At 65.2% G+C, this 11919-nt stretch carries 10 protein-coding genes; 4 read left to right on the top strand and 6 right to left on the bottom strand.

Annotated elements, in window-relative coordinates:
• The first annotated feature begins 38 nt into the window (after window positions 1-38).
• Window positions 39-1307 (top strand): carbohydrate porin, encoded by a 1269-nt coding sequence (locus tag AACG97_RS11500; RefSeq protein WP_009686532.1) that lies wholly within the window; start codon window positions 39-41, stop codon window positions 1305-1307.
• A 70-nt stretch (window positions 1308-1377) separates the two neighbouring features.
• Here the strand turns inward: AACG97_RS11500 and argE are convergent, their stop codons facing one another.
• Together argE and AACG97_RS11490 are read right to left on the bottom strand one after the other, a co-directional pair.
• Window positions 1378-2538, bottom strand: coding sequence for an acetylornithine deacetylase (gene argE, locus AACG97_RS11495; protein WP_225785602.1), 1161 nt, complete (start codon window positions 2536-2538; stop codon window positions 1378-1380).
• Entirely contained in the window at window positions 2531-3208 is a 678-nt protein-coding gene (locus AACG97_RS11490) for a DUF1028 domain-containing protein (protein WP_197884822.1), read from the bottom strand. The genes argE and AACG97_RS11490 overlap by 8 nt, the downstream gene beginning before the upstream one ends.
• Before the next feature lie 308 nt (window positions 3209-3516).
• Between AACG97_RS11490 and AACG97_RS11485 the strand changes: the two genes are divergently transcribed.
• The gene (locus AACG97_RS11485; protein ID WP_009686529.1) at window positions 3517-4836 is read left to right on the top strand and encodes a flavin-containing monooxygenase; all 1320 of its coding nucleotides are present in this window, start codon (window positions 3517-3519) and stop codon (window positions 4834-4836) included.
• Window positions 4836-5252: a RidA family protein gene (locus tag AACG97_RS11480; RefSeq protein ID WP_029887064.1), complete on the top strand. Its 417-nt coding sequence runs from the start codon at window positions 4836-4838 to the stop codon at window positions 5250-5252. Before AACG97_RS11485 ends, AACG97_RS11480 begins: the two co-directional genes overlap by 1 nt.
• 170 nt (window positions 5253-5422) lie before the next feature.
• On the opposite strand, the gene AACG97_RS11475 is transcribed toward AACG97_RS11480, so the two are convergent.
• From AACG97_RS11475 to pgm, 4 genes are all read right to left on the bottom strand, one after another.
• Window positions 5423-7828: a TonB-dependent receptor gene (locus tag AACG97_RS11475; protein WP_197884820.1), complete on the bottom strand. Its 2406-nt coding sequence runs from the start codon at window positions 7826-7828 to the stop codon at window positions 5423-5425.
• 66 nt (window positions 7829-7894) lie between these two features.
• The gene (locus tag AACG97_RS11470) at window positions 7895-8839 is read right to left on the bottom strand and encodes a FecR domain-containing protein (protein ID WP_054905556.1); all 945 of its coding nucleotides are present in this window, start codon (window positions 8837-8839) and stop codon (window positions 7895-7897) included.
• A complete protein-coding gene (locus AACG97_RS11465) occupies window positions 8836-9348 on the bottom strand; it encodes a sigma-70 family RNA polymerase sigma factor (protein ID WP_009686523.1) in 513 nt (170 codons plus the stop codon). The genes AACG97_RS11470 and AACG97_RS11465 overlap by 4 nt, the downstream gene beginning before the upstream one ends.
• 77 nt (window positions 9349-9425) lie before the next feature.
• Window positions 9426-11063: a phosphoglucomutase (alpha-D-glucose-1,6-bisphosphate-dependent) gene (gene pgm / locus AACG97_RS11460; RefSeq protein WP_009686522.1), complete on the bottom strand. Its 1638-nt coding sequence runs from the start codon at window positions 11061-11063 to the stop codon at window positions 9426-9428.
• 204 nt (window positions 11064-11267) lie between these two features.
• On the opposite strand from pgm, the gene AACG97_RS11455 reads away from it, so the two are divergent.
• Window positions 11268-11915, top strand: coding sequence for a DUF1345 domain-containing protein (locus AACG97_RS11455; protein WP_009686521.1), 648 nt, complete (start codon window positions 11268-11270; stop codon window positions 11913-11915).
• Window positions 11916-11919 lie beyond the last annotated feature (4 nt).

The following is an 11919-nucleotide window of genomic DNA, read 5'->3' as shown; positions in this document are numbered from 1 at the left end:
CCGCGAAGAGGCCCGAACAGACAACCCGAGACACAGCAATGCCATCCGTAATTCGCTTCACCCCCACCCTGCTGCTGGCGTTGGCCAGCAGCACTGCACTCGCCAACGACGACCTCCTCACCCGCAGCACCCTCACCGGTGACTGGGGCGGCCTGCGCCACCAGCTGGAACAGGACGGGGTGAAAATCACCGGCGACTACAGCGGTGAAACCGCCTACAACGCGCATGGCGGCCTGCACCGCTCGGCGCGTTACTCGCAGAACGTCAAGCTGGGCGTGCAGTTCGACCTGTCGAAGCTGTATGGCCTGGACAACGGCGGCAAAGTCCAGCTGACCATCAACGACCGTCGCGGCAACAGCGCGTCGGACGATCTGGTCGGCAACCGCCTGCCGATCCAGGAAAACTACGGCGGTCTGTACACCCGCCTGACCGAGCTGAGCTACGAACGCACCCTGTTCACCCCTGCGCTCAACGTCAAGCTGGGCTACATGGCCATGGGCAACGACGTCGGCGGCCTGGACAGCGGCATCCTGTGCAATTTCATGAACGCCGGCTTCTGTGGCCACCCGCTGAACATGTCGGGGGGCAGCGGCTGGACCAACTACCCCAACGCCCACCTCGGCGTGCGCGTGAAGTACGACCTGTCGCCCGCCTGGCAACTGCGTGTGGCAGCGTTCAATGTGGACCCCGAGAGCAACGGCAATTCCAGCCGTGCCTGGCACCTGGGGCCCAAGCACACCACTGGCACCGTGGTCCCGGTGGAGCTGGTGTACAAGCTGCAGGGCGAGCTGCCGGGCGAGTACAAGCTGGGGTACTACTACGACAGCTCCGACGTGAAGCGCATCGGCAGCGACGACGAAGTGTCGGGGCGCGGCGGGCACTACCTGCTGGTCGACCAGGCGCTGTGGAACGATCAGGCCTCGCCAGGCCGCAGCCTGCACGCTTTCGGCCAGTATTCGGCGTCGAGCAAGGCCGCTTCGCCGTTTACCAAGTGGTATGGCGCCGGGGTGGTGCTGTACAAGCCGTTCGAAGGCCGCCCGAGAGATACCGTGGCACTGGGTTATGGCCGCGCCGTACCCAACCCGCGTAGCCGCGATGTGCTGGAAGATGCTGCATTCAACGCCGGCCAGCCGTTCCCCGATATCGACAGCGCCGAGCAGTTGATCGAGCTGAGCTACGGCTACCAGGCCACGCCATGGCTGAACCTGCGCCCGGATGTGCAGTACATCATCGAGCCAGGGGCGTTCACTGGCAAAGACATCGACAACGCGCTGGTGGTGGGCCTGCAGGTAAAGGCAACCTTCTGAGTCGCCGGGGGCCGCACTGCGGCCCATTCGCGGGTTAACCTGCGCCCACAAAGCCCTGACAGTTAAACCGTCAAGCCTGCCTGAGGTGATCCACCAGCCTGAGCAGCATGGCATCGCAGCCCTGCAGCTGTTCGACACTGACGAATTCATCCGGCTTGTGCCCCTGCTCCATGCTCCCGGGCCCGCACACCACGGTGGGGATGCCCGCCTGGTCGAACAGCCCGCCTTCAGTACCAAACGCCACGGTGCCGAACTTGTCCGAACCGCTGAGCAGCGCCACCAGCTGCGCAGCTTCGCTGTCCTGCGGTGTAGCCAACCCCGGATAGGCACTCAGCGGCTGCAGGCGAATGGCGCTGTCGGCGTGGACCTTGCGCATGCGCGGCAGCAACTCGGTCTCGGCATAGGCCTGCAGTTGGTCCGCCACCGCCTGTGCCTCGAACCCCGGCAAGGCACGCACCTCGAAATCGAATTCGCACTCGGCCGGCACGATGTTCAGCGCCCTGCCCCCTTTGATCACCCCGGTCTGCACCGTAGAGAACGGTGGGTCGAAACGCTCGTCGTGATGCTGCGGCAAGGCCAGCGCGTCGCCGATATCACCCAGCTTGCCGATAAGCCTGGCGGCATACTCGATGGCATTCACGCCATACGGTGCATACGCTGAATGGCAAGCAGCGCCATGCACCTGGCAGCGCATCGCCAGTTTGCCCTTGTGCCCCAACACGGGTTTGAGTTCAGTGGGCTCACCGATCAGGCACAGCCGCGGTTTGTGCCGGCGTTGTTCGAGCGCTGCGAGCATCGAGCGTACACCCAGGCAGCCGACTTCTTCGTCATATGAAAATGCCAGGTGCACCGGCATGCGCAGCGGTTGGGCGAGAAATGCGGGTACCGCTGCCAGCACTGACGCGATGAAGCCTTTCATGTCGGCTGTGCCACGGCCATCCAAGCGGCCATCGTGTTCGCTGAGGGCGAACGGTTCGGCCGTCCAGGCCTGGCCGTCTACCGGCACCACGTCGGTATGCCCGGACAGCACCACGCCGCCAACATCCTTGGGGCCGATGGTGGCAAACAGGTTAGCCTTGGTTCTCTCCGGGTTGTGGAACAGCTCGCATTCCACGCCCAACCCGGCCAGGTAATCGCGAATGAAGCCGATCAGCGCCAGGTTTGAGTCACGGCTGACCGTGGCAAAGCCGACCAGCCTGGCCAGCAGCGTGCGGCTGGCAAACTCACTCATCGCCCGGCACCCCGTAGCTTGGCGCAGAGGTCGGGTTGAGGGCGCGGGTAACGTAGTCCTGCATTTGTGGGCGGTAGGCTTGCCACAGGTCATCGAGCGCTCCGATCGGGTCGTTGTCGGCCCAGTCGACGCGCAGGTCCACCAGTGGCCAGGTCAGCTCGCCCGCAATTTTCAGCGCCGCCGAGTGCACCGGCCCCGCCTCACCGCCCGCAGCCATCGCCGCGTGCATGGCCGCCAGCAGGCGGTCGGCCAGGTGCCCACCGGCCTGTTCGAAGGCCAGCACCATCGCTTCGATCACCACGGTGGAGGACAGCAAATTGCCCGCCGCCGCGCATTGCTCGCCGGCCACGGCATGGTGTGTGCCAAGCGCCTCGCGCCCCGTGAACAAGGCCACCTGGCCGGTGCTGTCGATCACCGTCACCTGGCGGTACTCGCTCCAGCCATTGGCGCTCAACACCCGGTCCAGCGCAGCGGCGGGTGGCAACTGGCCCTGCTCCATGGCGTCGAGAATCTGCGGGCCCAGCGCCGGCAGGGTGATGTTCTGGGTAGCGACCGCGCCCACGCCGGCACGCACCCACGGGCAACGGGCCCCTACGGCGATGCTCGACGAGCTGATGGCGATACCGATCTGGCCGGTTTCCTGGCAGCGACCAATGATGGAGAAGGTCATGGCATGGTTCCTGTGTGCTGTGCAATGCAGGCCATTCTGGGTGGAACCTTCGGGCAGGCGAAACCACCTTTTTCCGAGGGGCTAGGCAGGAAAAAACTAGGGTCTGAGGCCCGCTCCCACAGCGAGTGCGCGAGCTTTCAACGTTCCAACACGACAGTTGCGTTCACAAGATCCGGGCCTTCGCCGTTTTATCGGCAAGCCCCAGCTAAATACTATTTTCGCCATTTGCGCAGCATCCCTAGTCTGGCCCCAGGCAACGGCGGTCCCCGAACCGACCTGACAAAAACCGCCTGAACAAGGGCTCGGACATGACACTGAACAACTTCGAAATCGACACCCTCGTGGTCGGCGCCGGCCAGGCTGGCGTGGCCATGAGCGAACACCTGAGCAAGCTGGGCGTGCCGCACCTGGTGCTGGAGCGCAACCGCATTGCCGAGGCCTGGCGCAGCGGCCGCTGGGATTCGCTGGTGGCCAATGGGCCGGCCTGGCACGACCGCTTCCCGGGGCTGGAATTCAACCTCGATGCCGACGCCTTCGCCGGCAAGGACCAGGTGGCCGACTACTTCGAGCAGTACGTACGCAAGTTCAACCTGCCGGTGCGCACCGGCATCGAAGTGAAGAAAGTACAGCGCAACAGCGACCGCCCTGGCTTCACCATCGAAACCAATGAAGGCGTGATCCGCGCCAACCGCGTGGTGGCGGCGACCGGCCCGTTCCAGAAGCCGGTGATACCGGCGATCGCGCCAAAAGACGCCAACCTGCACCAGATCCACTCGGCCGCCTACTTCAACCCCGAACAACTGCCCGAAGGTGCAGTGCTGGTGGTGGGTGCAGGCTCGTCCGGCGTGCAGATCGCCGAAGAGCTGATGCGTGCCGGCCGCCAGGTGTACCTGTCGGTCGGCGCTCATGATCGCCCGCCACGGGCTTACCGCAACCGCGACTTCTGCTGGTGGCTTGGCGTATTGGGTGAATGGGACGCAGAGATTGCCAAGCCTGGCCGCGAGCACGTGACCATTGCCGTGAGCGGCGCCCGTGGGGGCCATACGGTCGACTTCCGTGCCCTCGCCCACCAGGGCATGACCCTGGTTGGCCTGACCCGGTCGTTCGAAAACGGCGTGGCGCACTTCCAGGACAACCTGGTCGAGAACATCACGCGGGGCGATGAGAACTACCTGGCCTTGCTGGACGCCGCCGATGCCTATGTGGAGCGCAACGGCCTCGACCTGCCGCAAGAGCCTGAAGCGCGCCGGCGCCTGGCCGACCCGGCCTGCATGCTCGACCCACTGCAGCAGCTGGACCTGGCCAAGGCCGGTGTCCGCAGCATCATCTGGGCCACCGGCTACGGCGTGGACTTCAGCTGGCTGCAGGTGGACACCTTCGACGCCAACGGCAAGCCCCAGCATCAGCGCGGTGTCGCTCGCGAACCAGGTGTGTATTTCCTTGGCCTGCCGTGGCTGTCGCGCCGTGGCTCGTCGTTCATCTGGGGCGTATGGCACGACGCCAAACACGTCGCCGGCCACATTGCCACGCAACGCACCTACAGCGCCTACCGCGACCGCGACCAGCGCGCGGCCGACCGGCAGCAACCTGCCGCATTCAGCAACGTCAGCACCCTCGGAGCCCACTGATGCCTACCCATACCCGCATCCGCATGTTCAACACCAAGGCCACCTACCCCAACCAGACCCTGGACAACGACCTGTGCCAGGCGGTGCGGGCCGGTAACACCATTTATGTGCGTGGCCAGGTCGGCACCGACTTCGAAGGCAGGCTGGTGGGCCTGGGTGACCCGCGGGCGCAGGCCGAACAGGCGATGAAGAACGTCAAGCAACTGCTCGAAGAAGCCGGCTCGGACCTGTCGCATATCGTCAAGACCACCACCTACATCACCGACCCACGTTTCCGCGAGCCGGTGTACAAGGAAGTGGGCAAATGGCTCAAGGGCGTGTTCCCGATTTCCACCGGCCTGGTAGTGGCCGGCCTGGCCCAGGCCGAATGGCTGATGGAGATCGACGTGATCGCCGTGGTGCCGGACCAGGCGTGACCGGCAATTGCCAGGCGCTTGCCCTGTAGGAGCGGCCTTGTGTCGCGATGGGGCGCGAAGCGGCCCCGTTTTTTTGCGACGAAGCTGAAGTTGCGGCGAAGCTGAAAATTTAGGGCCGCTTCGCGCCCCATCGCGACACAAGGCCGCTCCTACAGGGGACGGTGCAAGGCTTAGAAGCCGACCGTGGCAGACAGCAGATAGGTGCGTGGGGTCGACAGGGTCAGGCCCGGCTCGCTGTCATCCGGGGCCCCTGTCGAGCTCCAGTAGCGGTCATCCAGCACGTTCTCGACGCTGGCACGCAATGTGACCTCGGTCTCATCCACCTTGAACGCGTAGCGCGCCCCCAGGTCATAGCGCTCCCAGCCCTCGATCTTCTTGCTGTTGTTCTGGTCCAGGTACTGCGAGCTGGAGTGGATACCGCGTGCCGTCAGGGTCAAGCCTTTGACCCCCGGCACGTCCCACTCGCCCCCCAGGTTCACGTTGTACTCCGGCGTGGCCGGGGCGCGGTTGCCGTCGTAGGCGCCATCGACCGTGTCGGTCAGCTCGCTGTCGATGTACATCACCCCACCCAGTACCCGCACACCCTGCACAGGCTCACCGAACACACTCAGCTCGATGCCGCGGTTATCACGCTTGCCATTGGGGCCGAACACCCGCGAAGCCGGGTTGGTTTCGTAGGCCGGCTGGCGAATGCGGAACGCGCTGGCGGTGAAGGCCACCTGGCCAAAGTCATACTTGGCCCCGACCTCGACCTGGCGGCTGGTGAATGGCGGAAATATCTGGTCTTCGTTGACCGAGGTCGACGGGGCGATCTTGCCTTGGCTCAGGCCTTCCATGTAATTGGCGTACAGCGACAACTGCTCGGTGACCTTGAGCAGCACCCCGCCAGAGGGCGAGACCTTTTCTTCGTCATAGGCGGTGTCGCCTTTGACGCCATCACTCCAGTCATCCACTTGCACCCGCTGCCAGCGCGCGCCCAGGGTCAGCAGAAGGCGGTCGTCGAAAAAGCCCAGGGTGTCGGCCAGGGCCACGCCGGAGAAGCGGTTTTCCGTGTAGACCTTCGAATCGAAGCGGGTGGGTGTGCCCGGCGTGGGTGTGGCCACCGGGTGGTAGAGGTTGCTGGGTGCGGCGGCATAACGGGCGCCACCGTTGGTGAAGTCCATGTAGTAATAGCTGGCGGCCAAGTTCAGTTCGTGGCTGACCGGCCCGGTCTGCAGCCACTTGCGCAGGCCAGCCATGGCGGTACGCACAGATTCATCGCGGGTAAAGTCGCGGGGCTGCACACTGAAATCGCCGGCGTCATTGATGACCGACACGTTGTGGCGCAGGAAGTCATGGTTGCTCTTGCGCGCGCCGACCGCACCATAGGCCAGCAGCGAATCACTGATATCGTATTCGGCATTCAGTGCGCCAAAGGTGTCATTGGTGCGCGCCTTGCTCCAGGCCTGGGCATAGTTGTGGCGCACGTCATCGGCATCCGGCACCTTGGCGTTGGCGCCGATCAGCACACGCTCCTGCGGCGCATCGGTATCGCGCTCGGTGTGGCCCAGGTCGGCCGAGAGGCGCAGGCGCTCGCCGCGGAAATCCAGGCCCAGCACCGCCATCTGGCGATCGACAGACTGGTGGTCCCAGGCAGTATCGCCGGCTTGCTTGACGCCGTTGAAGCGCACACCGAACTGGTCACCTTCGCCGAAGCGCCGGCCGATATCCACGGCACCCCCCACCTGGCTGTCGGAGGCATAGCTGCCGGTGAACGTGGTAATCGGCTTGTCGCCAGCGCGCTTGGGTTGCACGTTGATGCCACCGCCTACGCTGCCCCGGGGCGATATGCCGTTGAGCAACTGGTTGGGGCCTTTGATGATATCGACCCGCTCGGCCATTTCCATGTCGATCGAATAGGTCGGCAAGATCCCGTACAAGCCATTGTAGGCGACATCACTGTTGAACAGGCTGAAGCCGCGAATGGTGAATTGTTCGAAGCGCCCGCCGGCGGGGTTGGTGGCGCGTACCGAGGGGTCGCTGGCAATCAGCTCGCCCAGGGTGCGGGCCTGCTGGTTCTTGACCACCTCGCTGGTGTAACTGGTGATGCTGAAGGGGGTTTCCATGAAGTCCCGCGAGCCGAGCAGGCCTTGTGCGCCCTGGCGTGCCACCTGGCCGCCAGCGTAGGGCTGCGATTGGCCAGGGGCGACCAGCCCGCCGACGATACTGGTAGGGGCGATTTCCAGGGCGCTACCGGCCTGGGGGGCCGGCACCAGGGTGAAGGCCCCTTCACCCACCGGGAGCCATTGCAGGCCGCTGCCACGCAGCAATTGGGCAAACCCTTCGTCAACACTGTAGGCGCCAGACAGGCCAGCGCTCTGCCGGCCTTGCACCAGTGCCGGGTCCAGCGAAAGGCTGACGCCCGCCTGGTCGGCGAAGCGGGTCAACGCGGCCCCCAGGCTGGCGGGCGCTACCTGGTAAGTGCGGCGCACGGGCTCATCGGCCCAGGCCGGTGAACACAGCAACAGGCTCATGGCGAACAACGGATGCGCGGCGCGCGCCAGTGGGCGCAAGCGGCAAGACTTTACTGCAGGCATTGAACAAGGCTCCCCTTTATTTTCTCCTACCGGTAATGACCGGCGAGTGAAAAAAAGGGGACAGCCTCATGCACGATTTTCTCGCGCAGACAAACTGACCCAGTAACGGGTGCGTGACTGCACCTGCAACGGCAGGCTTGCAGCCAGCAAGGCCAGCACCCGGTCGGTGTCGTCAAGGCGGAAGGTGCCGGTGACGCGCAGCCGCTCCAGCGCGGGCGCCCAGCGCAGCACCCCGGGGCGGTAGCGACGCAGCTCGTGCAACAGTTCGCCCAGCGGCCGGTCGTCCAGCCGCAGCACCCCTTCGCGCCAGCCCAGCCGCCAAGGGTCCAGCCCGCTGACCGCGCCGACGCCAGTTGCCTGCAAGCTGGCCTGCTGCCCTGCCAGCAGCGTGCGTGCCGGGCCGCGGGCCGGCTGAAGCTGGGCCCTGCCGTTGAGCACCGACACCCGGCAGGCGTCGCCCAACAGGCGCAAGCACACCTCTGCATCGCCCAGCAGCACCTGGCCCTCGGGCACGTGCAAGGTCAGTTGCAGATGCGCGGGCACCTTTACCGCAACCTCCCCGCGCAGCAAGGTCAGGCGCCGTGCACCGAGGTCGAGATCGACCGCGCTGTCGGTATTCAACTGCAGGAACGTCCCGTCGCTCAACAGCACCTGGCGCTGCTCTCCCACCGCGGTACGCAGGTCGGCAGCCCAGGTTTCCAGGGGCAGCTCACGGCTTGCCAGCCACGCCGCCGGCAGCACCGCCGCCACGCCCAGGGCGCGCTTGAGCAGCGCCCGTCGGCCGGCATCCGGGCGGTCCAGCGTGGCCATTGCCAACGCCCCTGGCAGCCCGGAGAAGCGCGCGCGCAACAAGGCTGCCTTGTGCCACGCCTGCTCATGCAGGCTGCTGCTGGCGCGCCATTGCGCGAGCCGCTGCAGGTCCTTGTCGCTGGCGGCGCCGGAATCCAGCAGTGCCAGCCAACGGGCAGCGGCACGCACGGCCTTGCGGGTTTCGGCGCTAGGTTGGGTCATTGCAGATCGGCCAACAGGCAATGCTCGTAAGCCTGCGCCATGTAACGTTTGACCGAGCGCTCGCACACACCCAGCCGCTTGCCGATTTCGGCATAGCCCAGGCCTTCCAGCTGGCTCCAGAGAAACGCCCTGCGCACCGGCGGCTTCAGGCCGTCGAGCAGTTCATCCAGTGCTTGCAGGGTTTCCAGCACGATCCAGCGCTGCTCGGGCGACGGTACATGCTGCTCAGGCAACTGCGCCAAGGCATCCATGTAGGCCTGCTCCAGGCTGCGGCGCTGGTGGAAGTTGCTGAGCAGGCGCTTGCCCACGGTAAGCAGGTAGGCGCGTGGCTCGCGGATGTCTGCCAGCGGCTGAGCACTGGCCAGCACCCGCAGGAACGTATCCTGGCTGAGGTCGGCGGCATCCCAGGCATTGCCCATGCGCCGGCGCAGCCAGCTTTCCAGCCAGCTGCGATGCTCCCGATACAGGGCAGGCAGGCTAGGCTCTTGTGGCGGCGCGGCGTCGATCATGGGAAGGCCCTGCGGCGGCGTAAATAGGATTAATTCTAATTTACATCGCGCCGCAGTTCCAAGTGCTTTGTTGCCGGTCAGGCGATAGCAGCGTCCACCAGCACCTGCGCTTCCTGCACCAGGCGCTGCAGGTGGGCTTCGTCGATGAAGCTTTCGGCGTAGATCTTGTAGATGTCTTCGGTGCCTGACGGGCGTGCGGCGAACCAACCGTTGGCAGTCATCACCTTCAGCCCGCCAATCGCCTGGCCATTACCTGGGGCGTGGCTGAGGATCTGCACGATCGGCTCACCGGCCAGCTCGGTGGATTTCACCTGCTCCGGTGCCAGCTTGCTCAGCAGCGCCTTCTGCCGCGCATCGGCCTTGGCCTCGACGCGGGTGGCATAGGGTTTGCCCAGTGCCTCGGTCAGGTCGGCATAGGCCTGGCTAGGGTTGCGCCCGGTGCGGGCGGTCATCTCGGCAGCCAGCAGCGCGGGGATCAGGCCGTCCTTGTCGGTGGCCCACACCGAGCCATCGCGGCGCAGGAACGATGCCCCTGCACTTTCTTCGCCACCAAAACCGAGTGTGCCGTCGAACAGGCCTTGGGCAAAGAACTTGAAGCCCACCGGCACTTCATACAGCTCGCGGCCCAGGCGCTGGGTAACCCGATCGATCAGGCCGCTGGACACCACGGTCTTGCCAACCGCGGCATCGCTGCGCCATTGCGGGCGATGGCGGTACAGGTAATCGATGGCCACGGCCAGGTAGTTGTTCGGCTGCAGCAGGCCATCGGCCGTGACGATGCCATGGCGATCGTGGTCCGGGTCGCAGGCGAACGCCACGTCGAAGCGGTCGCGCAGGCCGATCAGGCCCTGCATCGCATACGGCGAGGATGGGTCCATGCGGATCTGGCCATCCCAGTCGACGGTCATGAAGCGGAAGGTCGGGTCGACCTCGGTATTCACCACTTCCAGGTCGAGTTGGTAATGCTTGGCGATCGCCGACCAGTAACGCACCCCTGCCCCACCCAGGGGGTCTACGCCCAGGCGCAGCTTGGCAGCACGGATGACGTCGAAGTCGATGACGTTTTCCAGGTCGGCCACATAGTGGCTGACGTAGTCATGGCGCTGGGTAGTGGCCGCCTGCAGGGCCTGGGCATGGTCCATGCGCTTGACGCCGGCCAGGTTGGCCGCCAGTAGGTCGTTGGCCTTGGCTTCGATCCACTTGGTCACGTCGCTGTCGGCCGGGCCGCCATTGGGCGGGTTGTACTTGAAGCCACCGCTTTGCGGCGGGTTGTGCGACGGGGTGATGACGATGCCGTCGGCCAGGCCCTGGGTACGGCCACGGTTATGGCAGAGGATGGCGTGCGATACGGCCGGGGTTGGCGTGTATTCGTCATCCTTGGACAGCATGACCTGCACGCCGTTGGCGGCCAGCACTTCCAGGGCGCTGGCGGCGGCAGGGGCCGACAGGGCGTGAGTGTCGGCGCCGATGAACAGCGGGCCATCGATGCCCTTTTCCTTGCGGTACAGGCAGATCGCCTGGGTGATGGCCAGGACGTGGTACTCGTTGAAACTCAATTCAAGCGAAGTGCCGCGGTGCCCCGAGGTGCCGAAGGCCACCCGCTGGGCCGCCACGGCGGCGTCTGGGCGGCCGGTGTAGTAGGCGGTGAGCAGCCGGGGAATATCGACCAGCACGCTGGCTGGTGCCGGCTTGCCTGCCAAAGGACTGAGCTTCATGCAAAAACCTCGAGTTCAACAGATGTTGGTGTTGGAACGTGCAGTGTACTGAGAGTTGCAAGGGTGTGCGATGGGCGCCAGCAAACAACACCGGCGTTGCCGCCGGCCACCCTGCCGCTGCCGGCCTGAAGCGCCAGGTGACCTGCCACCGGGTTGGCCACGACAGGCTAGAGTGATAGCCATATCGACCGAGAAATTGGCCCCATGGCTTTCCACCGCCTGACCCGTACACATCCCCGCCTGAGCATCGCCGCCGTGGTCGGCCTGCTCGGCGGCTGGCTGATACCCGCTGGCGACAGCGTGCAGCATATCCTCGCTGGCTGGAACCTGGGGGTCTGGCTGTATCTGCTGCTCGTGCTGTACCTGAGCTGCAGCGCCAACCCGGAGAAAGTCCGCCAGGTGGCCCGCATCGAAGATGAAAATGCCGGCCTGGTGCTGCTGACGGTGTGCATTGCCGCCATCGCCAGCCTGGCCGCAGTGACGCTGCAACTGGTGTCCAGCCGCGGCCTGCAGGGCAGCGCCCAGGCCCTGCACTACCTGTACACCGGCCTGACGGTGGCGGGGTCCTGGTTGATGATCGGTTGCATCTTCAGCCTGCACTATGCGCGGTTGTTCTACACCGGGCGGCAGCATGAACCCCCCCTGCGATTTGCCGATGGTGAACGCAACCCCGACTACTGGGACTTCCACTACTTCTCGTTCACCATCAGCGTGGCCGTGCAGACCTCCGACGTGGGGGTGGCCGGGCGTGGCTTGCGCCGGGTAGTGCTGGCGCATTCCCTGGTGGGGTTCGTGTTCAACACGGCAATCCTGGGGTTCACCATCAACATCGCGGCCGGTTTGCTGGGTTGAGCAC

Origin of the sequence: Pseudomonas sp. Nvir (assembly GCF_963778085.1) — a bacterium.
GTDB lineage: Bacteria > Pseudomonadota > Gammaproteobacteria > Pseudomonadales > Pseudomonadaceae > Aquipseudomonas > Aquipseudomonas juntendi.
This window is presented reverse-complemented; position numbering and strand designations above follow the sequence as displayed.

Bases quoted from the DNA above. Each gene is read 5' to 3' on its own strand.
- AACG97_RS11490 (WP_197884822.1), bottom strand. From the start codon at position 3,208: ATGACCTTCTCCATCATTGGTCGCTGCCAGGAAACCGGCCAGATCGGT.
- AACG97_RS11470 (WP_054905556.1), bottom strand. From the start codon at position 8,839: ATGACCCAACCTAGCGCCGAAACCCGCAAGGCCGTGCGTGCCGCTGCC.
- AACG97_RS11465 (WP_009686523.1), bottom strand. From the start codon at position 9,348: ATGATCGACGCCGCGCCGCCACAAGAGCCTAGCCTGCCTGCCCTGTAT.
- AACG97_RS11455 (WP_009686521.1), top strand. From the start codon at position 11,268: ATGGCTTTCCACCGCCTGACCCGTACACATCCCCGCCTGAGCATCGCC.
- AACG97_RS11485 (WP_009686529.1), top strand. From the start codon at position 3,517: ATGACACTGAACAACTTCGAAATCGACACCCTCGTGGTCGGCGCCGGC.
- AACG97_RS11480 (WP_029887064.1), top strand. From the start codon at position 4,836: ATGCCTACCCATACCCGCATCCGCATGTTCAACACCAAGGCCACCTAC.
- argE (WP_225785602.1), bottom strand. From the start codon at position 2,538: ATGAGTGAGTTTGCCAGCCGCACGCTGCTGGCCAGGCTGGTCGGCTTT.
- AACG97_RS11500 (WP_009686532.1), top strand. From the start codon at position 39: ATGCCATCCGTAATTCGCTTCACCCCCACCCTGCTGCTGGCGTTGGCC.
- AACG97_RS11475 (WP_197884820.1), bottom strand. From the start codon at position 7,828: ATGCCTGCAGTAAAGTCTTGCCGCTTGCGCCCACTGGCGCGCGCCGCG.
- pgm (WP_009686522.1), bottom strand. From the start codon at position 11,063: ATGAAGCTCAGTCCTTTGGCAGGCAAGCCGGCACCAGCCAGCGTGCTG.